17 protein-coding genes and 2 tRNA genes are annotated in these 20,095 nt (G+C 74.9%); 11 read left to right on the top strand and 8 right to left on the bottom strand.

Going from position 1 to position 20,095, the window contains the following annotated elements:
* The 3 genes from AC1DWH_RS09040 to AC1DWH_RS09050 form a co-directional block, all read right to left on the bottom strand.
* Positions 1–1,005 (bottom strand): glycine betaine ABC transporter substrate-binding protein, encoded by a 1,005-nt coding sequence (locus tag AC1DWH_RS09040; RefSeq protein ID WP_477093396.1) that lies wholly within the window; start codon positions 1,003–1,005, stop codon positions 1–3.
* A gap of 71 nt (positions 1,006–1,076) precedes the next feature.
* Complete coding sequence (locus AC1DWH_RS09045) at positions 1,077–1,853, bottom strand: ABC transporter permease (RefSeq protein WP_477093397.1); 777 nt, start codon at positions 1,851–1,853, stop codon at positions 1,077–1,079.
* 1 nt (position 1,854) lies between these two features.
* Complete coding sequence (locus tag AC1DWH_RS09050; RefSeq protein WP_477093398.1) at positions 1,855–2,529, bottom strand: ABC transporter permease; 675 nt, start codon at positions 2,527–2,529, stop codon at positions 1,855–1,857.
* A 101-nt stretch (positions 2,530–2,630) separates the two neighbouring features.
* Between AC1DWH_RS09050 and AC1DWH_RS09055 the strand changes: the two genes are divergently transcribed.
* The 3 genes from AC1DWH_RS09055 to AC1DWH_RS09065 all read left to right on the top strand — a co-directional run bounded on the left by AC1DWH_RS09055 (position 2,631) and on the right by AC1DWH_RS09065 (position 4,762).
* Positions 2,631–3,662, top strand: coding sequence for an ABC transporter ATP-binding protein (locus AC1DWH_RS09055; protein ID WP_477093399.1), 1,032 nt, complete (start codon positions 2,631–2,633; stop codon positions 3,660–3,662).
* Positions 3,659–4,585 (top strand): ATP-grasp domain-containing protein, encoded by a 927-nt coding sequence (locus tag AC1DWH_RS09060; protein WP_477093400.1) that lies wholly within the window; start codon positions 3,659–3,661, stop codon positions 4,583–4,585. Before AC1DWH_RS09055 ends, AC1DWH_RS09060 begins: the two co-directional genes overlap by 4 nt.
* Positions 4,586–4,686: 101 nt before the next feature.
* Positions 4,687–4,762 (top strand) — tRNA-His (locus tag AC1DWH_RS09065).
* Here AC1DWH_RS09065 and AC1DWH_RS09070 read toward each other — a convergent pair.
* Entirely contained in the window at positions 4,741–7,002 is a 2,262-nt protein-coding gene (locus AC1DWH_RS09070) for an FUSC family protein (RefSeq protein ID WP_477093401.1), read from the bottom strand. The genes AC1DWH_RS09065 and AC1DWH_RS09070 overlap by 22 nt on opposite strands.
* A gap of 34 nt (positions 7,003–7,036) precedes the next feature.
* Complete coding sequence (gene orn, locus AC1DWH_RS09075; RefSeq protein ID WP_477093402.1) at positions 7,037–7,705, bottom strand: oligoribonuclease; 669 nt, start codon at positions 7,703–7,705, stop codon at positions 7,037–7,039.
* Between the two features lie 50 nt (positions 7,706–7,755).
* Between orn and AC1DWH_RS09080 the strand changes: the two genes are divergently transcribed.
* Positions 7,756–8,460: a phosphatase PAP2 family protein gene (locus tag AC1DWH_RS09080; RefSeq protein ID WP_456844545.1), complete on the top strand. Its 705-nt coding sequence runs from the start codon at positions 7,756–7,758 to the stop codon at positions 8,458–8,460.
* Between the two features lie 3 nt (positions 8,461–8,463).
* Here AC1DWH_RS09080 and AC1DWH_RS09085 read toward each other — a convergent pair whose 3' ends face one another.
* Together AC1DWH_RS09085 and AC1DWH_RS09090 are read right to left on the bottom strand one after the other, a co-directional pair.
* Complete coding sequence (locus AC1DWH_RS09085) at positions 8,464–8,715, bottom strand: hypothetical protein (RefSeq protein ID WP_456844544.1); 252 nt, start codon at positions 8,713–8,715, stop codon at positions 8,464–8,466.
* 110 nt (positions 8,716–8,825) lie between these two features.
* Positions 8,826–9,035, bottom strand: coding sequence for a hypothetical protein (locus AC1DWH_RS09090; protein WP_477093403.1), 210 nt, complete (start codon positions 9,033–9,035; stop codon positions 8,826–8,828).
* Between the two features lie 293 nt (positions 9,036–9,328).
* Between AC1DWH_RS09090 and AC1DWH_RS09095 the strand changes: the two genes are divergently transcribed.
* Positions 9,329–10,573: an APC family permease gene (locus tag AC1DWH_RS09095; RefSeq protein ID WP_477093622.1), complete on the top strand. Its 1,245-nt coding sequence runs from the start codon at positions 9,329–9,331 to the stop codon at positions 10,571–10,573.
* Here the strand turns inward: AC1DWH_RS09095 and AC1DWH_RS09100 are convergent.
* Positions 10,535–10,607 (bottom strand) — tRNA-Arg (locus AC1DWH_RS09100). The two genes, AC1DWH_RS09095 and AC1DWH_RS09100, sit on opposite strands and share 39 nt — an antisense overlap.
* A 117-nt stretch (positions 10,608–10,724) precedes the next feature.
* Between AC1DWH_RS09100 and AC1DWH_RS09105 the strand changes: the two genes are divergently transcribed.
* From AC1DWH_RS09105 to AC1DWH_RS09130, 6 genes are all read left to right on the top strand, one after another.
* Positions 10,725–12,491, top strand: coding sequence for a dynamin family protein (locus AC1DWH_RS09105; RefSeq protein WP_477093404.1), 1,767 nt, complete (start codon positions 10,725–10,727; stop codon positions 12,489–12,491).
* Entirely contained in the window at positions 12,488–13,975 is a 1,488-nt protein-coding gene (locus AC1DWH_RS09110) for a GTPase (RefSeq protein ID WP_477093405.1), read from the top strand. Before AC1DWH_RS09105 ends, AC1DWH_RS09110 begins: the two co-directional genes overlap by 4 nt.
* Before the next feature lie 132 nt (positions 13,976–14,107).
* Complete coding sequence (locus AC1DWH_RS09115) at positions 14,108–14,611, top strand: single-stranded DNA-binding protein (RefSeq protein ID WP_477093406.1); 504 nt, start codon at positions 14,108–14,110, stop codon at positions 14,609–14,611.
* Positions 14,612–14,785: 174 nt separating this feature from the next.
* Positions 14,786–16,468 (top strand): energy-dependent translational throttle protein EttA, encoded by a 1,683-nt coding sequence (gene ettA, locus AC1DWH_RS09120; RefSeq protein ID WP_456847470.1) that lies wholly within the window; start codon positions 14,786–14,788, stop codon positions 16,466–16,468.
* 145 nt (positions 16,469–16,613) lie between these two features.
* Positions 16,614–18,476: a dynamin family protein gene (locus tag AC1DWH_RS09125; protein WP_477093407.1), complete on the top strand. Its 1,863-nt coding sequence runs from the start codon at positions 16,614–16,616 to the stop codon at positions 18,474–18,476.
* Positions 18,473–20,083 carry a GTPase gene (locus AC1DWH_RS09130; RefSeq protein ID WP_477093408.1) on the top strand — a complete coding sequence of 537 codons (1,611 nt, stop codon included), beginning with the start codon at positions 18,473–18,475 and terminating at the stop codon, positions 20,081–20,083. The genes AC1DWH_RS09125 and AC1DWH_RS09130 overlap by 4 nt, the downstream gene beginning before the upstream one ends.
* The last annotated feature ends 12 nt before the right edge of the window (positions 20,084–20,095 follow it).

Raw genomic sequence — 20,095 nt, forward strand, 5'->3', positions numbered from 1 at the left:
TCAGCTGTCGGCGGCGAGGGACCCGTCGCTCGAGAGCACCAGGCCGATGGCCGCCTCACCCTGGCGGACCGCCTGGCCGATCAGGCCGAAGTCGTACGACTTGAAGTCGGCGAACTCGATCCCGTACGTGTCCTCGAGGCCCATCTGGCAGAACGGGCGCTCGGGGCACTCGGCCGGGCCGGCCAGGACGAGGCCACCGCACTTGGCGGCGAGCTCGCTGAGCGTCTTGACGTCGTACTTCGACGCGAACTCCGTGGTCACCGCGAACGCGTTCTGGTCCTGCGCCGCGGACGGCTTGCCCATGACCAGGCCGGCGGCGTCGGCGAGCGGTGTCAGCGCGGTCACGGTGGCGTCCACGTCGTCCGAGGCGACCGACGCGGCGTCGCTGCCGTTCTGCTGCGCGTTGAGGAAGTCGGCGAGCGTGGCGGCGTACTCGGGGACCGCCGTGAGCGTGCCGTCGGTGAGGGCCGGCAGGTACGTCTCGCGGTTGCCGATGGTCTGTACCTCGACCGTGTACCCCGCGGTGCGCAGGACGGCGGCGTAGATCTCCGCCAACGTGGCGTTCTCGGAGAAGTTCGCTGCGCCGATGACCAGCGACGTGCCTGCGCCGGGCGTGTCCTGCGCGGCCAGCTTCTCGTCCTCGACGAACTGCTTGGCCACCTCGCTGGAGGTCTTCCGGTCGATGTCGACGGCCTTGTTGAGCTCGATGAGCTTGTCGGTGTCGAGGGCCGCGGAGACCTTGTCCAGGAGCTCGATCACGGACGGGTTGGCCGCGGCCGCCGCCTTGTTGACGGCCGGGATGATGTTGTCGGCGTTCTGCAGGCCCTTGTCGTCCTCCAGGACGACCAGCTTGTCGCCGGCGACCGGGTCGCAGGTGGCAAGCCCGGAGCTGCTCGACGACGTCGGCTCGGCCTCGCCGCCGCCCGAGCCGGGTGCGCCGCAGGCGCCGAGCGCCAGGGCCGCGAGGGCGATGAGGGTCAGGGTGGTGGAGCGTCTCGCTCGCATGGTGCTCTCCTCGGGGAGTCAGCAGGGGGCGGGATGGGGATCCCGGTTGACGGACGGGGCCGTCGACGAGGTCAGGAGGATGGGCCGGACCTATTCGATCCGGTCGCCGCGGGCTCGGCAACCCCTGGCGACATGGCAGTTGACCGGCGCGTTCGCCGGGTGGGGCCGTCCGCGGTGTCCCGGGCGAGCGCCCGCAGGCCGCGGGGGGTCATCAGGTGCTGGGCGATCGCCAGCAGGCCCTCGGCCACGAGGCACAGCGCGGCGACCAGGATGCCGCCCGCCAGGACCTCGCCGTAGTTCTGGGTGGCGAAGCCCGTGACGACGATCGTGCCGAGGCTGCTGCCGCCGACCAGTGCCGCCAGGGGGACGGTCGCGAGCACCTGCACGGAGCCGGTGCGCACCCCCGCGGCGATCAGCGGCACCGCGAGCGGGAGCTCGACGGCCCAGAGGCTCCGACGGCCCGACATCCCGACCCCGCGCGCCGCGTCCCGGACGTCGGCGTCGACCCCGCCCAGGCCCGTCACCGTGTTGGTGAGCAGGGGCGGGACCGCGAAGACGGCGCAGGCCAGCACCGTGGCGGTGTTGCCGAACAGCCCCCCGGCGGCGAGCAGCGTCAGGAGCGCCAGCGTGGGCAGCGCCCTGGTCGTGTTCGCGACGACCACGCCGAACGTCCCGCCGCGCTCGCGGTGCCCGAGCCAGAGGCCCAGCGGCAGGGCGACGACGGACGCGAGCAGGACGGCCAGCACCGACACGACGATGTGGTCCCGCGTGAGGGCGAGCACCCCGTGGGGGCCGGTCCAGTTGAGCGGGTCGTTGAGCCAGGCGAAGGCCTCGGTCAGGACGTTCACGTCACACCGGCCTCTCGACGCGCGCCCACGGCGTGAGCCGGCGTCCGACGAACGCGATGACCAGGTCGCAGACCAGGGCCAGCAGCAGGCAGAGCACCGTCGCGGTCATGATCTCGGCGTGGTAGTTGCTGCGGAACCCCCGGAACATCAGCTGCCCGAGCCCGCCGTAGCCGACCACCACCCCGACGGTGACCAGGGCGACCGTGGTGACGGTGGCCAGCCGCAGCCCGGCGACGATGCTGGGCAGCGCCTGCGGGAGCTCGACCGAGAACAGCATCCGGGTCCGTCCGAAGCCCATGCCGCGCGCCGCGTCCCGCACGGCGGGGTCCACGCCCTGCAGGCCGACCAGCACGTTCCGCGTGAGCACCAGCAGCGCGTAGGAGACGAGGCCGATGAGGACGGTGGTGCGGCCGATGCCCGTGTAGGGCGCGAGGATGGCGAACAGGGCGAGCGACGGCACCGTGTACAGGACCCCGGCGACTCCGAGGACCGGGCCGGCCAGGCGCGGGCGCAGGTGGGCGAGCGCGCCGAGCGGCAGGGCGAGCACGAAGGCGATGACGACGGCCTGGAACGTCAGCGAGGCGTGCTGCTCGAGGTAGCGCGTGATGTCGGCGCTGTTGTGCTGGACGTACTCCCACGAGAACCACGGGTTGGGCGGAGCCTGGGCCAGACGCATGCCGCGAAACTACCCGGGCCCTGTGACACGCGCCCTCCCGGAGGGGATGAGGTTGCCGCCCGGCGGTGCGGGTGTCGGACGCAGGCACTAGCGTCCGGGAGGTGGCAGACGACCCGGCGATCGCCTTCGAGCACGTCAGCAAGTCGTACGCGTCGAGCCCGGAGAGCGGCGCCGCGGTCGACGACCTGAGCCTCGCGGTCAATCCCGGCGAGGTGCTCGTGCTCGTCGGACCCTCCGGCTGCGGCAAGTCGACGACGCTGCGGATGGCGAACCGGCTGGTGGAGCCGACGTCGGGTCGCATCCTGCTCGAGGGTGAGGACGTGACGAAGGTCGACCCGGTCGCCCTGCGCCGCCGGATGGGCTACGTGATCCAGAACGTCGGGCTCTTCCCGCACCGGACCGTCGCGCAGAACGTCGCCACCGTCCCCAGGCTCGTCGGCTGGGACCGCAAGCGCACGGCGGCGCGGGTGCAGGAGCTGCTCGACCTCGTGGGCCTCGACCCGGACCGGTACGCGAAGCGCTACCCGCACGAGCTCTCCGGTGGCGAGCGCCAGCGCGTCGGCGTCGCGCGGGCCCTGGCCACGGACCCGCCGGTGCTGCTCATGGACGAGCCGTTCGGCGCGGTCGACCCCGTCGGCCGGCGGCGCCTGCAGAACGAGTTCGCCCGCATCCAGCGCACGCTCGGCATCACGGTGATGCTGGTGACGCACGACATCGACGAGGCCGTGCGCATGGCCGACCGCGTGGCCGTGCTCAGCCCCGGCGCCCACATCGAGCAGCTCGCGTCGCCGCTGGACGTGGTGGCGCGCCCCGCCACCCCCGCGGTGGCGGACCTCGTCGGGCGCGGCCGCACGGCCCGGCTGCTCGCGCTCGGGCGCCTGGAGCAGGCCGACCTCGACCCCGTGTCGCCGCAGAGCGTCGGGTCGATCGCGGCCGGCAGCGAGCTCGGTGACGTGCTCGCCGCGTTCGTGGGTGCGGACGGGCCGCTGGCGGTGCTCGACGAGCGGGGACGCGTCGTCGGCAGCGCCACGCCGGCCACCGTGGTGCGCGCTCTCGACCGCCTGACGGAGCCGTCGGAGGAGACGCACGCCACAGAGGCCGACGACGCCCCCCTCGGTACGCTGCGCACGTGACCACGACGACGACCGCCCGCCTCGCGCTCGCCACCTGTGCGGAGCTGCCCGATCTCGACTCCGACGACCTCGCCCTGCGCGAGGCCCTCACCGAGCGCGGCATCGCCACCGACGTCGTCGTGTGGGACGACCCGACCATCGACTGGGGCACCTACCCGCACGTGCTGATCCGCTCGACGTGGGACTACACCGACCGCCCGGCCCAGTTCGCCGACTGGACCCGCAAGGTCGAGCGCACCAGCACGCTGCTCAACCCGGCGTCGGTCGTCGGCTGGAACATCGACAAGACCTACCTGCGGGACCTCGAGACGGCCGGGCTGCCCATCGTCCCGACCATCTGGCTGGACCCCGAGCGCAACCACGACTCCCGGGCCATCCACACGCGGTTCCCGGCGTTCGGCGACTTCGTCATCAAGCCGACGGTGAGCGCCGGCTCGCGGGACACGGGCCGGTACGACGCCGGGGTCACCCAGCAGCGCTCGCTGGCGATCACGCACGCGAAGAACCTGCTCAGCGTCGGGCGCCGCGTGATGATCCAGCGGTACCTGCGCAAGGTCGACACCGTCGGCGAGACGGCGCTCGTGTTCATCGAGGGCGAGTTCAGCCACTCGGTCCGCAAGGGTGCCCTGCTCGACGGGCCGTACCGCGAGAAGCTCGCGGACGAGCTGTACCGCCAGGAGATCATGACGCCGCGCGACGCCAGCGATGCCGAGCGCGAGGTGGCCGACCGCGTGGTGGCCGCGCTGCCGGGCATCGTCCCGGGCATCGACGGACCCCTGCTGTACGCGCGCGTCGACCTGATCCCGGACGACGAGGGCAACCCCGTGGTGCTCGAGGTCGAGCTGACGGAGCCGTCCTTCTTCTTCGCGCACGCCGAGGGCTCGGCGGCGCGGTTCGCCGACGCGGTCGTCGCGCGGCTCTGAGCTCGCGGGCAGTGGCCCAGGCCACTGTCCGTCGGTTCCAGAAGTGGTCCCCGGCTCGGGTACACTTCTGGACGCCCCGACGTCCGCGTCGGGGGATCGTGGTGGCTATAGCTCAGGTGGTAGAGCACCTGGTTGTGGTCCAGGGGGTCGCGGGTTCAAGTCCCGTTAGCCACCCCATCGCGTCGGGCGTCGACCATCTGGTCGGCGCCCGTCGCCGTTCCCGGGTGCCCCTCGCCGCCTAGGCAGAGCCGCGCGACCGGGCCGCCCAGTCGCGCCGAGAGTGCCGCGGTGTCGTCGAGGAACAGGCCGACCCACGCCAGCTGCAGCTCGCGCCGTGCCACGGCCTCGCTCCGGGGACGCCGCGCCGCGGCGAGCAGCCCGACGACCAACGACTGGGTGTCGGAGGGCAGAGCGTCCGGGACGGGCCCGCCCCGGTCCACGAGGGCGCCCGCGATGCCGTGGAACCAGCCCTGGGCGCCGGCCGACCGGCTGAGCAGGAGCGCGGAGATCTCCTCGTCGTGCTCGGGCGGCAGGGGATCGGGCCGCGGGAGCTCGTCGATGGCCTCGGCAGCCAGGCGCAGGCGACCGACACCGTTGATCACCGCCGTGACGTTCTCCAGGCTGTCGGGCTGCACGCCACGCTCGGCCAGGTACTGCCGGAGCGCGCCGTCGAGCCGCAGCGACGCCGACGCCGCCCCGAGCGCGTCCGTGGGCGGCAGCTCGGGGCTCAGCGTGCGGCGGACGGTCTCCGCGAGCAGGTCGGACGTCGAGCGGTACGCCTCCGCCAGGGCGTGCCGCACGCGCCCTCCGGCACTCCCCGGCCACAGCAGCAGCCCGACGACGAGCGCCGCGGCACACCCGATCGCGACGTCCTGCACGCGCAGGAGCCCCACCTCCCAGCCGACGGGCTGCAGGATGTTGAACAGGATGACGACGGCGACGGTGAAGGCCGCCTGGCCGGCCGCGAACGAGACGGTCTGCGGCGCGAACCCCGCCACCAGCACCGCCAGCGGGAGCAGCACCCACAGCGTCGCCGGCCCGGTGCCGACCAGCACGATCAGGCCGCCGCCGACGACGAACCCCGCGAAGGTGCCCAGCAGCGCCCGTAGGACCGTCGACGTCGTGGTCAGCGCGGAGGTCCGCAGCACCGACATCGCGCCGAGGGCCACCCAGAACCCGTGCTGCACGTGGCTCAGCTGAGCGACGAGCACGGCGATCGCGAGCCCCGCGCCGGTCCGCAGGCTGTTCTGCAGCCAGACCGAGTCGCGGTGCACCTGCTGCGCCGCGAGCCGTCCGGCGGCGGTGACCGGGCCGACGGCGAGCGGTGTCGCACCTCGCCCGAGCAGCCGGTCCACCAGGGGGCGTGCGTCGGCCGCGGCCGATGCCGCCGCGGTCCGGCCCGCGAGCTCGGCCGCGTAGGCCCAGGCGTGCGCGCGCTGCGTGTGGTGGTCCAGCTGGTCGGCCGTGGGGGGCACGCCGCGCACGAGCTCGTCCGCCAGCTCGTCGGCGGCCGCCCGGCGGTCGGCTGCCAGGGCGGCGAGCGCGACGTCCAGGTGTCGGCGGGCCTCGACGGCGGCGGGGGAGTGCGGGTCGCGGCGCAGCGCGCCGCCCGAGGCCACCAGGACGGCCGCGCACGAGCGGACCACCTGGCGGCTCCACGGCGGCCACCCCGCGACGGCCGCGGGGTCGGACACGCGGACCAGCTGGTGCAGCCACTCGAGCTCGTCGGCGAGCCGCAGCAGGAGGCGGCTGCCGGTGGTGAGGGTCACCGGGCGGTAGGCCGTGCCGCGCAGGGCGCGCCGCAGGTCGTCGACCGCCGGGTCGACCTCGCCCACGGGCCGGGCGTCGCACAGCGCCGAGAGGCGGGCGCCGAGCGCGGCGCAGACGGCCGCCGACGTGGACCGCAGCCGGTCGTGCTCCCGCGGCGGCCACAGCAGCAGCGCGGCGGGTACGCAGACCACCGCCGCCAGACCCCAGCCGAGCAGTCGCGGCGGGATCTCGGAGGCCTCGCTCGATACGGTGACCGGCAGGACGAACAGCAGCAGCGCCGCGTTGCGGGCCGACGCGACGGCCGCCGACACCGTGCCGGCGAACGCGACGAGGGTGCCGACGACCAGCATCCCGAGCGTCGCCGTCCACCACGACCGCGAGACGAGGGTGCCGAGGCAGATCAGCGCGCCCCCGACGACGACCAGGCTCGCGTACGAGCCGAGCCGGCCCGCCGGGCTGCCGGGGAAGTCGACGAACAGCAGCAGCGCGAACGACCCGAACACGCCGAACGTGACCAGCTGGGGGTCGTGCAGCAGCAGGTCGGAGATCGCGAGGACGATGGTCGCCGCCAGTGCGACCCGGACGGCCCGGTGCTGGGCGTAGGACTCCGGGTCGTGGCGGCGCAGCCAGCGTCGCAGGCGTCTCACCGTCACCTCCGTCGGCGCAGGTCCAGCAGCACGCTCAGCCTTCGAGCAGGGCGCCCTTCACCGACGTCGCGACGACCTCTGCGGCGATCTTCTTAGCGGCCGAGGAGTCGGGGCCGGGCTGGGCCGGCAGGAGCGCCGCCCGGTAGTAGCGCAGCTCGTCGATGCTCTCGAGGATGTCCGCGAGCGCGCGGTGCCCGCCGTTCTTGCGCGGCGAGGCGAAGTACACCCGCGGGTACCAGCGGCGGGCCAGCTCCTTGATCGAGGAGACGTCGATCACCCGGTAGTGCAGGTGGCCGACCAGCTCGGTCATGTCGCGGTCGAGGAACGCCTTGTCGGTGCCGACCGAGTTGCCCGCCAGCGGGGCCTTGCCCGGGTCCGGCACCCACGTCCGGACGTACTCGAGCACCTTCGCCTGCGCGTCCTCGAGGGTGGTGCCTCCCGCCAGGCCCTCGAGCAGCCCGGACGTCGTGTGCATGGTCCGCACGAAGTCGTTCATCTGCTCGAGCGACTCGGCCGGGGGAGCGATGATGACGTCGACGCCCTCGCCCAGCACGCGCAGCTCGGAGTCGGTGACCACGGCGGCCACCTCGACCAGGGCGTCGGCACCCAGGTCCAGGCCGGTCATCTCGCAGTCGATCCAGACGATGCGGTCGGCGCTCTCGTTGCCGGGGGTGGCGGGCGCGGGAGTCGGCGTGCTGGTCACGGGGGTCAGCCTAGGGGGCGGTGCGCCCCGACGCCGGATAGCGTCGGCGGATGTCCGACGACGAGGCACCCGTGCCGCGGCCCCTCGCCGCCCTCCGAGCGCGCCCCGTGCTCTGGGCCCTGCTGCCCGGGCTGGTGCTGGTCGTCGCAGGCGTCGCGGTGTTCCTCGGGGTGCTGGACGCCGTCCGGGAGAAGGACGACCTGTGGAACCTCGACCAGCCGGTGCTCGACTGGATGGTGGCGCACCGGTCGGCGGGCTGGACGGCCGTGCTGGCGACCATCACGTTCGTGTCCGGTCCGGTGGTGCTGCCGATCCTCGTCGGCGTCGCGTGCCTGGTCTGGGGGCTGGTCCGGCGGGAGTGGTGGCGGCCGGTGCTGCTGGCGGCGGCCATGCTCGGGTCGTCGCTGCTGGGCCTCGCGGTGAAGGGACTCGTCGACCGGCCCCGGCCACCCGCGGACACGATGCTGGTGCCCGGCGCCGAGCACACGGCCTCGTTCCCGTCCGGCCACACCCTGGGCACGGCGACGTTGCTGCTGGTCGCGGGCTACCTCGTGTGCAGCCGCAACCCGTCGGTCTGGCGGATCGTCGCGTGGGGCGTGGCGGCCGTCGTCGGCACCGCGCTCGTGGCCCTGAGCCGGCTGTACCTCGGGTACCACTTCCTCACCGACGTGGTGGCCGCCGTGGGGCTCGCGGTCGCGGTGCTCGGCGTGGTGTCGATCGTCGACCGGCTGCACACGGGACCGCCCTCGGGCTGAGCCCTACGCGTGGCCCTGGTCGTGGCCGGGGACCGTCGAGGCGAGCCACGCGGCGACGGGGACGACGACCGCGATCGCGCCGGCGATCCAGAGGCACGCGGTCCACGAGGTGCCCGCCCAGCGCAGCACGCCGAGGGTCCCCGCGCCCGCGGCCAGGCCGAGGCCGATCCGCTCGAGCCAGAGGACGGCGTGCCGCACGACACGCTGCTGCGGGGGCTGCTCGGCGGCCGGGTCCGGGGTGGAGTGCCGACCCATCAGCGCCGGGTCGACCGGGGACGGGGGTGCGGCTGCATGGCGACATGGTGGCACGCACGACGGCGGGCGCGGACCAACCCGGCTGTGCGGGTCGGTCCGCGCCCGAGGGGTCAGGCTGCGGTGCGGTGGAGCAGGGCGCCGAGGACGTCGGCGACGTGCATCCGGTGCGGCGTGGTGCGCCGCGGATCCGGGGGCCGACCGATGTTCTCGGACGGCTGTCTGGCCTCGCGCGCCGCCTCGACGACGCGCTCGTGGTGGGACGCGGCGAGCCGGTGGGCGTACTCCTGGCGCGCGAGGTCCTGGGACATGTTCTGATACACGGGGTTCTCCTTGGGCATGACGGTGTCAGGGCCCGAAGCCCTGGCTCTTGGTGGTGTGGGAGTACTCGACCACGTCCCCGTGACCGCCGTCACGTGATTAATCCGCCGGTTTCGCCCGCTTCTCCGCGCCTGGCGGGATCTCGACGGCCGACGCCTGTCTGCCGCATGGACGGCCGCCGCCGACCGGGAGAGGCTGCGGCGTGACCGCGTCCACGAGCCTCGCCACGGCGTCCCAGGTCGACCACCGACCCCGGATCGGTCTGGCTCTCGGCTCGGCGCTCTACGTCGCCTCGGTGCTCGGGACGGGCATCCTGCTGCTGCCCACGCTCGCGGCCCGCGCGGCCGGCCCCGCGTCGCTCGTCGCGGTCGTCGCGGTCCTGCTCGCCTCCGTCCCGCTGGCTGCGACGTTCGCCGCCCTGGCCACCCGGCACCCGGACTCCGGCGGCGTCGCGACGTACGTCCGGCTGGCCCTCGGTCCGACCGCCGCACGGATGACGGGCTACTGGTTCTTCTTCGGCGTCTGCGTCGGCTCGCCCGTCGTGGCCCTGCTCGGGGCGCAGTACGTGGTCGCGATGCTCGGCGGCTCCCAGACCCAGGTGTACCTCGTGGGCGCGGCGCTCCTGGTGCCGCCGCTGGTGGTGAACGCGGTGGGCCTGCGGCTCGCCGGGCCGGTCCAGCTCGCGCTGACCGCCGCGCTCGTGCTGCTCGTCGTCGGCGTCGTGCTCGTCTCCCTGCCCGCCGCCCACCCGGCGAACCTGGTGCCGTTCGCGCCGCACGGCTGGGCGGGGATCGGCACCGCCGCGAGCCTGTACGTCTGGGCCTTCGCCGGGTGGGAGGCGGTGACGCACATGGCGGGGGAGTTCCGGCACCCGAGACGGACCATCCCGCGGGCGACGGCGATCGCGCTCGTCGTCGTCGGCGCCGCGTACCTCTCCCTCCAGTACGTCACCGTCAGCGTGCTGGGCGACCGGGCCCCGACCTCCGACGTGCCGCTGATGGACCTGGTCGACGTGGGTCTGCCGGGCGTCGGACGCGTCGCGGTGGCGGTCGTCGCGGCCATCGTCACCCTCGGGGTGCTCGGCACGTACCTCGGGGCGTTCGCCAAGCTCGGCGCCTCGCTCGGCCGCGACGGTGACCTGCCCCGATGGGTCGCCCGCGGTGCGCAGCCGGGCGGGGTCCCGCGGCGGGCGCTGCTCGTCGTCGCGGTCCTGGCCGCCGTGTACTTCGCGATCGCCGTGGCCACCGGCGGGGACCTCGAGCCGTTCGTTCTCGTGCACACCAGCTGCATCGTGGCGATCTACGTGCTCGGGGCCGCGGCCGCCGTCCGGCTGCTCGCGCGCGGCACGCCCGGGTGGTGGTCCGCCGTCGTGGCGTGCACGCTGGCGGTCGTGCTCGCCGTGCTGGCAGGGTCGCACCTGCTGGTGCCGCTCGGGCTGGCGGTGGTCGCCGTCGTGGTCGGCGTGGTGCGTCGGTCGGGCTCCGCAGGAGCATCCACCAGGCGCCCCCGGCAGGACTCGAACCTGCAACCTACGGATTAGAAGGCCGTTGCTCTATCCGTTGAGCTACGGGGGCTGGGCGTGCGTCCACAGCCTAACGGCGGGCCGCGGGGTCCTCGGATCCGACGAACCGGGTGCAAACGCCCCGCGTGGCGCGTTTTGCCAGGTCAGGTGACACCGCGACAATGGGCGCGTGAGCGCGCAGCCCGGCACCGCGCCAGTGCACCCCGCGCAACCTGTGCGGCCGCTGGCTGCACCGGCGCGCCATGCAGCCGTCGACCCGCGGGACGTCCTGGCCCGCCCCCTCGCCGCGACGTCCCTGCTGGACGCCGTCCGGGACCTGCGCCGCGACGTCGAGGCCACCGGGTTCCCGCTCGAGATCGACGGCATCGCCTCGGCCCGTGCCTCCCGGGCGCGCCTGGTCGACCAGCTGGGGGAGCACCTGGTCCCGCGGCTCACGGAGCTGTCCGCGCCCGCGGTCGTCGTGGTGTCGGGGTCGACCGGCGCGGGCAAGTCGACGCTGGTGAACTCGTTGGTCGGGGCCGAGGTGAGCACCGCGGGCGTGCTGCGACCGACCACCCGCCGGCCCGTCCTCGTGCACCACCCGCTCGACGCCGAGCTCCTCTCGCACCACCCCGTCCTCGAGTCCGTGAGCGTGGTGGCCGACGAGCACGTGCCGCGCGGCATCGCCCTGCTCGACGCCCCCGACCTGGACTCCGTGCTGGAGTCGAACCGGGAGTCGGCGCACCGGCTGCTCGAGGCGGCGGACCTCTGGCTCTTCGTCACCACCGCCGCCCGCTACGGCGACGCCCTGCCCTGGCAGGTGCTGCAGGGGGCCGTCGAGCGCGGCGCGTCCATCGCGATGGTGCTCAACCGCGTGCCCCCGGCCTCGCTGCCGACCGTGCGCGGCGACCTGCTCGACCGGTTGCGCGGCCACGGTCTGCAGGGGTCGCCGTTGTTCGTCGTGCCCGACCTGGGACCCCACGAGGGCATGCTGCCCCCGGCGGTCGTCGCGCCGATCCAGCGCTGGCTCGCGATGCTGGCCGGCCCGGACCGCGCGCGCACCGTCATCGGCCGCACGCTGCGCGGGTCGCTGGCGGCCCTGCGGCCGTGGGTCGACGAGCTGGCGGAGGCGGTGCAGGCGCAGGCCGACGCCGCGAGCCGGATCGACGCGCTGCTCGACGAGGTGATCGTGGCGCCGACCACGCAGGCGGCGGCGTCGATCCGCGGCGGGGCCGTGGCCGACGGGGCCGTCCGCGCGCGCTGGGCCGAGCTCACGGCCGACGGCGCACCGCTCGCGGGCATCGTCCGCTCCTCCGGTCGGGTCCGGGGCTCCTCGCGCGAGGGCCGGGCTCGTGCGGTCGCCGTCGAGCCGCTGGTCGAGGACCTCACGCGCTCCGCGACCGCGACTCTCACGGCAGCCGGTGCGCACACCGAGGAGGTCCTGCGCGCGGCCCTCACCGGACCGGACCGGCCCGAGGGCGGTGCCTCGGTCGATGCGGCGTGGGTGGGGACGGGCCTGCGCACGGGTCGCCGCAATGCCGCCGAGCTGGCCGCCCGAGCGTGGACGGCGCAGGGCCCCCGGGTCGTGCGTGCCGCCCTCACCGTCGGTCCCGCGGAGGTCTCGCCGGACGGCGCCGCGCGGTCCCGCCGGGACGTCGCGCGCGAGTCTCGCCGACGCCGCAAGGCCGAGCACGCGCTGGGCGACGAGGGCCTCGCCGCGGTGGCGCTCGCCGCGGCGGCGGGGGTGCGGGAGGCGCGTGAGCTGCTGGTGGACCTCGTCGACAGCGCCGGAGAGCGCGCGGTCGAGGAGCTGCGCGCCGACCTGGTCGCGCGCGTCGCCGGCCAGGTGGCCGTCGAGCGTGCCGCCGTGGGCGACGTCCTCGCCGACCCCGACCTGGCCGAGGACGCCGCGTCCCGGCTCCGGCTGCGGCTCGCCGTGCTGAAGGGACTGACGTGACCGCGACGCCCGACGGACCGCTGCACGGCGACGACACGGCCGCCCTCGGCGCTCGCGTCGACGCGCTGGACGAGGCGCTCGCGATCGGTGGCGCGCGCCTGGCGCCGGCCGTCGTGACGAGCGTGGTCGCGACCGTCGACGGTGTGCGGGAACGGCTCGCCCTCGGTGTGGACCACACGGTCGTCGCGCTCGTCGGAGGCACCGGCTCCGGCAAGTCGAGCCTCTTCAATGCGATCTGCCGGCTCGACTTCGCCGACGTCGGCGTGCGGCGGCCGACCACCTCCGAGATCACCGCGTGCGTGTGGGGTGGCGACGGGGGCCCTCTGCTGGACTGGCTCGGCGTCGTGCCGGACCGCCGCATCGAGCGCGAGAGCCTGCTCGACGGTGAGTCGGAGGCCGCGCTGCGTGGCCTGGTCCTGCTGGACCTGCCCGACCACGACTCGATCGCGCCGGAGCACCGCGAGGTGGTCGACCGGCTGCTGCCCCAGGCGGACCTGCTCGCGTGGGTGGTGGACCCGCAGAAGTACGCCGACGACGCCCTGCACAGCGGCTACCTGCGCCGGCTCGTCGGGCACGAGGCGTCGATGGTGCTGGTCCTCAACCAGGTGGACACGGTGCCCGAGGACGTCCGGGCCGAGCTCGTCGCGGACGTCGAGCACCTCCTGGTCGACGACGGGCTCACGGGGGTGCCGGTCCGCGAGGCCTCGGCCCGCACGGGCGAGGGGATCGGCGTGCTGCGCGAGCTGTTGGCCACCGCCGTCAGCTCGCGCTCGCTCGCGGCCCGGCACGCCGGTGCAGAGCTCAACGACGCCGCCGCGCTGCTCGCGGCCGAGGTCGCCGCCCGCGAGCCGGCTCCGGCCGCCCTGTCCGTCACCGACGTGGTCGACAAGCTCTCCGCGGCGGTCGGGCTCCCGTCCGTCGCCGCCGGCGTCGGTGCGGCCGTCCGCACGGGCTCCACCGCCGCGCCCGGGTTCGGGGCGGTGCAGGAGGACACCGTCGGGCTCGCGCGCGCCGCCTGGCTCGACGCGGTCACGGCCGGGCTGCCGCGCCGGTGGGGGCAGGACGTCGCCGAGCGGGTCGCGTCGACCGTCGAGATGCGGCTCGCGGTGACCGACGCCCTCACGCAGCTCACCGTGTCGACCCGTCGCTCCGCGCTGTCGCTCTGGCTCCTGGTCGCGTCCGTCGTGCTGGCCGGAGCCGCGGTGCTCGTCGCCTCGGTCGCGGTCGGCTCCCTGCTCGGCGGCACGCGCGCGAACGTCTGGGCGCCGGTCGCGGCGATCGTGCTGGTCCTGGCCGCCGTGGCGGCGGCCGTCGGGTCCGTCGCGGCCCGTCGGTCCGCGGCCCGCAGGCGCTCCGCCGCCGTGCTGCAGGACGGGCGGGCGGCACTCGAGAACGTGGCGCGCGCCCGGCTCGCGGTGCCCACCGAGGCGGTCCTGGCCGAGCACCGGGCCGTGCGCGAGCTCATCGCCGCCGCCCGGACCTGAGCCGCCCACAGCCCCTCGCGTCGGCGTCCCCGTCCACGGCCTCCCCGGTCGCGCCGTGCCAGCAGCCCGTAGCCGTCCAGCCTGGTCGCACGAGCCCCGCACCCGCCGGGGCGCACGCACTGGAGGCATCGCATGAGTACGCAGACCCTGGACCTGACCGTGGTGGGGTGGATCGGCACCGAGGTGCGGATCTTCCACGAGACCGACGGCGGCGTCCCGTACGCGACGTTCCGCCTGGCCAGCACGCGTCGCTGGTTCGACAAGCAGGCCGGCGCCTGGAAGGACGCGCAGACCGAGTGGTTCCACGTGAAGGCGTTCCGCACCATGGCGATCAACGCGGCGCGGTCCCTGCGCAAGGGCGACCCGGTCATCGTGCAGGGTCTCCTGTCGACCGAGGAGTGGGCGGGTCCCGAGGGTCCGCGCACCACGCTGGTGCTCGACGCCAGCGCCCTGGGCCCGAACCTGGCGTTCGGCAGCAGCCACTTCGCGCGGACGGTGAGCGCGTCCGCGACGACGGGTGCCGACGAGGAGCCGGCGGACGTCTCCGAGCTCGAGGTGCTCCCCGACGACGAGGAGGAGGGCCTGGCGCCCGCACCCGACCCGGAGCAGGAGCTCGCGCTAGCCACGGCCGGGTGATCGCCTAGGCTGGGGCACCGGCGACCCGACGACGCGACAGGTCGGACCGCGCGCACGCGTGCTGCGCGGTCGGCCCGCCGTCGCCGGTGCCGCCCAGACAGCAGTGCCCCCAGCCGCTTCGAGCAAGGTCAGCGCCGGGGCGACCCCACGATCACCGAGGCGGACGAAGAGCCAGTGGCTGAGTTCATCTACACCATGTACAAGACGCGCAAGGCGCACGGCGACAAGGTCATCCTCGACGACGTCACCCTGAACTTCCTGCCCGGCGCCAAGATCGGCGTCGTCGGCCCCAACGGCGCCGGCAAGTCCACCATCCTCAAGATCATGGCCGGTCTCGACCAGCCGTCGAACGGGGAGGCGCGGCTGAGCCCCGGCTACACCGTCGGCATCCTGCAGCAGGAGCCGCCGCTGAACGAGGCGAAGACCGTGCTGGGCAACGTCGAGGAGGGCGTCGCCGAGATCAAGGGCAAGCTCGACCGGTACAACGAGATCTCCGTGCTGATGGGCGAGCCCGACGCCGACTTCGACGCGCTGCTCGCGGAGATGGGCGTCCTGCAGGAGGCCATCGACGCGGCCGACGCGTGGGACCTCGACGCCCAGCTCGAGCAGGCGATGGACGCGCTGCGCTGCCCCCCGCCGGACGCCGACGTGACCGTGCTGTCCGGTGGTGAGCGCCGCCGGGTCGCCCTGTGCAAGCTGCTCCTGGAGAAGCCGGACCTGCTGCTCCTCGACGAGCCCACCAACCACCTGGACGCCGAGAGCGTGCTCTGGCTCGAGCAGCACCTCAAGGACTACGCGGGCGCCATCCTGGCCGTCACCCACGACCGGTACTTCCTCGACCACGTCGCGGAGTGGATCTGCGAGGTCGACCGCGGCCGCCTGTACCCGTACGAGGGCAACTACTCGACGTACCTCGAGAAGAAGCAGGAGCGCCTGGCCATCCAGGGCAAGAAGGACCTCAAGCTCGCCAAGCGCCTCAAGGAGGAGCTGGAGTGGGTCCGGTCCAACGCCAAGGGCCGCCAGACCAAGTCGAAGTCGCGTCTCGCGCGCTACGAGGAGATGGCTGCGGAGGCGGACCGCACCAGGAAGCTGGACTTCGAGGAGATCCAGATCCCGCCGGGTCCGCGCCTGGGCGCGATCGTGCTCGAGGCGAAGAGCCTGGAGAAGGGCTTCGACGGACGCGTGCTGATCGACGGCCTGAGCTTCACGCTGCCGCGCAACGGCATCGTCGGGGTCATCGGTCCGAACGGCGTCGGCAAGACCACGCTGTTCAAGACGATCGTGGGGCTCGAGCCGCTGGACGCGGGCGATCTCAAGGTCGGCGAGACCGTGAACATCTCCTACGTCGACCAGTCGCGCGGGGGCATCGACCCGAAGAAGACCCTGTTCGAGGTGGTCTCCGACGGGCTCGACTTCCTCAAGGTCGGCAACGTCGAGATGCCGTCGCGGGCCTACGTCGCCGCGTTCGGGTTCAAGGGGCCGGACCAGCAGAAGCCGGCCGGCGTCCTGTCCGGCGGCGAGCGCAACCGCCTCAACCTCGCGCTGACCCTCAAGCAGGGCGGCAACCTGCTGCTGCTCGACGAGCCCACCAACGACCTGGACGTCGAGACGCTCGGCTCGCTGGAGAACGCCCTGCTGGAGTTCCCGGGCTGCGCCGTGGTCGTGTCCCACGACCGGTGGTTCCTCGACCGGGTGTCGACGCACATCCTGGCCTACGAGGGCACGGAGGAGAACCCCGGCAACTGGTACTGGTTCGAGGGCAACTTCGCCTCCTACGAGGAGAACAAGGTCGAGCGGCTCGGCGCCGACGCCGCCCGCCCGCACCGGGTGACCTACCGCAAGCTGCGGCGCGACTGACGCTGCCTCGCGACGCCCATCGGACCCTGTCCGGTGGGCGTCGCGCGCTTTCCGGACCGGGCCCCGCCCGCTCGTCCGCGGTCACCGCACCTTCGCGGACCTGCGCAGATACGCTCGCTACGACGTGGGAGAGGCGGGTGCGGCGATGGAGCACGACGAGCTCGCCGGCGCGTTGCTCGCGCTGCGCAGCCAGGTGGCCGACCTGCGCCTCCCGCTGGAGACCCCGTCGGCTGCCCCGGCCCGGGCGGACCGGACGCGCGTGCTCGACCAGCTCGACGACTACCTCCTGCCGCGGTTGCGCGACCCGGGCGCCCCGGTCCTCGTCGTCGTCGGTGGGTCGACCGGCGCGGGCAAGTCGACGGTGGTCAACTCGCTGGTCGGCGCCGAGGTCAGCCCGTCCGGGGTGCTGCGGCCGACCACCCGGTGGCCGGTCCTGGTGCACCACCCGCTGGACGTCCGCTGGTTCAGCTCGGACCGGGTGCTGCCGTCCCTGACCCGCGCGGACTCGGCCGAGGACCGCGCGCCGGCCGGCGCCCGCCCGGGGCTGCGGCTGGTCGGGTCCGAGGCCCTCCCGGTCGGTCTGGCGCTGCTGGACGCCCCGGACGTGGACTCGGTCGAGGAGGGCAACCGCATCCTGGCCGCCCAGCTGCTGGGCGCGGCGGACGTGTGGCTGTTCGTCACCACCGCCGCGCGGTACGCGGACGCGGTCCCGTGGGAGCTGCTCGCGGACGCCGCTCGTCGCGGGACGCACCTCGCCCTCGTGCTGGACCGCGTGGACCCGGGCGCGCAGGACGCCGTCAGCGACCACCTGCGCCAGATGCTCGCCGAGGCGGGCCTGGGGTCGGCCACCGTGATCGTCGTGCCGGAGGTGGCGCTCGAGGACGGGCTGCTGCCCGAGGTGGCGATCGGCCCGATCGCCGACTTCCTCACGACCACGGCCACGGACCCGCAGGTGCGTGCGGCGGCGCTCGCGGAGACGTGGGACGGGGCGGTCGTCGACGTCTCGCGGCGCGCGCTCGGCCTGGCGACGGCGGCCGACGACCAGCAGGCGGCGGACGCGCGCCTGCGGGGGGCGGTCACGGCGGCGTACGCGACGGCGGCCGCGCAGGTGGCGGCCGCGACGTCGGACGGCTCGCTGCTGCGCGGCGAGGTGCTGTCGCGGTGGCAGGACGTCGTCGGCACGAGCGAGTGGTTCCGGTCCCTGGAGCAGGGCGTCTCCCGGCTGCGCGACCGGGTCGTCGGGTTCGTCCGCGGGCGTCGGCCCGCCGAGCCGGCGCTGGTCGAGGCCGTCGCCCACGGGCTCGCCGCCGTCATCCAGGACGCGGCCGAGCAGGCCGCCGAGCACGCCCATGCCGTCTGGCGGCACGACCCCGCCGGGCTCGCGCTCCTGGACGGACTGGCCCTCTCACGGGCGTCGGGGGACCTGCGCACCCGGACGGCCGAGCAGGTGCGCGCCTGGCAGAGCGACGTGCTGGGGCTGGTGGAGACCGAGGGAGCCGGGCGCCGGACGGCCGCGCGGGCCTACTCCTACGGCATCAACGGCCTGGGAGCCGTGCTCATGGTGGCGGTGTTCGCCTCGACCGGCGGGCTGACGGGCGCCGAGGTGGGCATCGTCGGCGGGACGGCCCTGCTGGCACAGCGGGTGCTCGAGGCGGTCTTCGGCGACGAGGCCGTCCGGCGGCTCACGCTGGAGGCGCACGAGCGGCTCGCCGAGCGCACGGACGCGCTGCTCGAGGAGGAGTCGGTCCGGTTCACGCGGCAGCTCGACGCCGTAGGCGCGGCGGGCCGGGACGGCGACGAGCTGCGGGCGGCAGCCGACCGGGTGCGGGCGGCCATGAGCGCTCGACCGGCAGCGCCCGCCTGGGGTGCGGGGGAGCTGCCCGCCGGCGGGCACGGCAACCTGCGCGGGACGGGGGCGGTCGAGCGGTCGGTGCACGACGCGGGCGGCGAGCCCCAGCCCGCGGTGCACGCCCGCTGGTGGAACCGCTGGCGCCGGGGGCCCGGGTGAGCGGGGGCCTGAGCACACGGGTCGCCGCGCTCGACGAGGCCGTCGGCCTGGCCCGGGGCCGGCTCCCCGACGCGGCCCTCGAGACCCCGGCGGCGGTCGTCGCCCGGGCGCGCGACCGTGCCGCCCTGTCCGGGGAGTACACGGTCGTCGCCCTCGCGGGGGCCACAGGGTCGGGCAAGTCGTCGCTGCTCAACGCGCTCGCGCAGGAGCGCGTCGCGGAGCCCGGCGTCCGACGGCCGACGACGGGCCGGCCGGTCGCGGTGATCGTGCCGGCCCGCGGCGCCCGGACGGACGCGCACGGCGCCGACGAGCTCCTCGACTGGCTCGACGTCCAGGAGCGGCACGTGGCGGGCAGCCGCGCGCTGCAGGAGGCCACGGGCCTGGTGCTGCTGGACCTGCCCGACCACGACTCGGTGGTCACCGAGCACCGCACGATCGCCGAGCGGCTGTACGACCGCGTCGACCTGCTGGTCTGGGTGGTCGACCCGCAGAAGTACGCCGACGCCGCCCTGCACGCGCGCTACCTGCGCGGGCTCGCCGACCACGCGAGCGTCGTCGTGCTCGTGCTCAACCAGGCGGACCGGCTCAGCGCCGCGGAGCAGCGCGCGATGGTGGCCGATCTGCAGCGACTGGCCACCGACGACGGGCTCGTGGGGTCGCCGGTGCTGGCGGTGAGCGCGACGACGGGCGCCGGTGTGACCGAGCTGCGGGACCTGCTGTCCCGGGCGGCGCAGCGCCGGCTCGCGGCGACCGAGCGCGTCACGGGCGACGTCCGGCACGCGGCGCGAGCCCTGGTGGACGCCTGCGGCAGTCCGCCGAGCACGCGGCGGGAGGTCGGCGCCGCGGCGGCGCTGGTGCGCTCCTGGGAGGCGGCGGCCGGGATCGACCAGGTCGCCGACGCCGTGCGCCGCTCGACCCACCGGACGGCGCGGGCGACCACGGGCTGGCCGGTGACGCGCTGGGTCGCCCGCCTGCGCCCGGACCCGCTCCGCCGCCTCGGGCTCGGGCGCGAGCGCACCCGGGCCGGCCAGGACGACCTGCTGCGCTCCTCCCGCCCGGCACCCGCCGCCGGGGAGCGGGCCGCGGCCGTCAGCGCTGTGCGGACCTACGTCGATGCGGCGACCGCGGGCGCCCCGGACGACTGGGTGCTGGCGGCCCGCAGCCGTGCCGCGGACGTGGACCTCGACGACGTGCTCGACCGGACCGTCGTGCGCGTGCCCGTCGGGGCCGCGCGCGTCCCCTGGACGTGGCGGGGGCTCGCCCTGCTGCAGTGGGTGCTGCTCGCCGTCGCCGCCGCCGGTCTGGTCTGGCTGCTGCTCCTGGCGGGACTGGGCTGGCTCCGGCTGCCCGAGCCGGAGACCCCGACGTGGTGGGGGTTCCCGGCGCCGACGTTCCTGCTCCTCGCGGGCATCCTCGCCGGGCTGCTGGTCGCGGGGCTCGGGTGGGTGCTCGGCCGTCTCGGGGGTCGGCGGCGTGCCGCGCAGGCCCGGCGCAAGCTCGGCGCGTCCGTGTCGCTCGCGGTGACCGACCACGTGATCGGCCCGGTCGCGGCCGAGATGGACGCACTGGCCCGGTGCCGTGCCGCGGCGGCGAGAGCGGGGGCCTGACCGCTCCTAGGA

It is taken from the genome of Cellulomonas sp. P2_F12, assembly GCF_056403775.1.

Bases quoted from the DNA above. Each gene is read 5' to 3' on its own strand.
- AC1DWH_RS09115 (WP_477093406.1), top strand. From the start codon at position 14,108: ATGAGTACGCAGACCCTGGACCTGACCGTGGTGGGGTGGATCGGCACC.
- AC1DWH_RS09040 (WP_477093396.1), bottom strand. From the start codon at position 1,005: ATGCGAGCGAGACGCTCCACCACCCTGACCCTCATCGCCCTCGCGGCC.
- AC1DWH_RS09050 (WP_477093398.1), bottom strand. From the start codon at position 2,529: ATGCGTCTGGCCCAGGCTCCGCCCAACCCGTGGTTCTCGTGGGAGTAC.
- AC1DWH_RS09080 (WP_456844545.1), top strand. From the start codon at position 7,756: ATGTCCGACGACGAGGCACCCGTGCCGCGGCCCCTCGCCGCCCTCCGA.
- AC1DWH_RS09125 (WP_477093407.1), top strand. From the start codon at position 16,614: ATGGAGCACGACGAGCTCGCCGGCGCGTTGCTCGCGCTGCGCAGCCAG.
- AC1DWH_RS09085 (WP_456844544.1), bottom strand. From the start codon at position 8,715: ATGGGTCGGCACTCCACCCCGGACCCGGCCGCCGAGCAGCCCCCGCAG.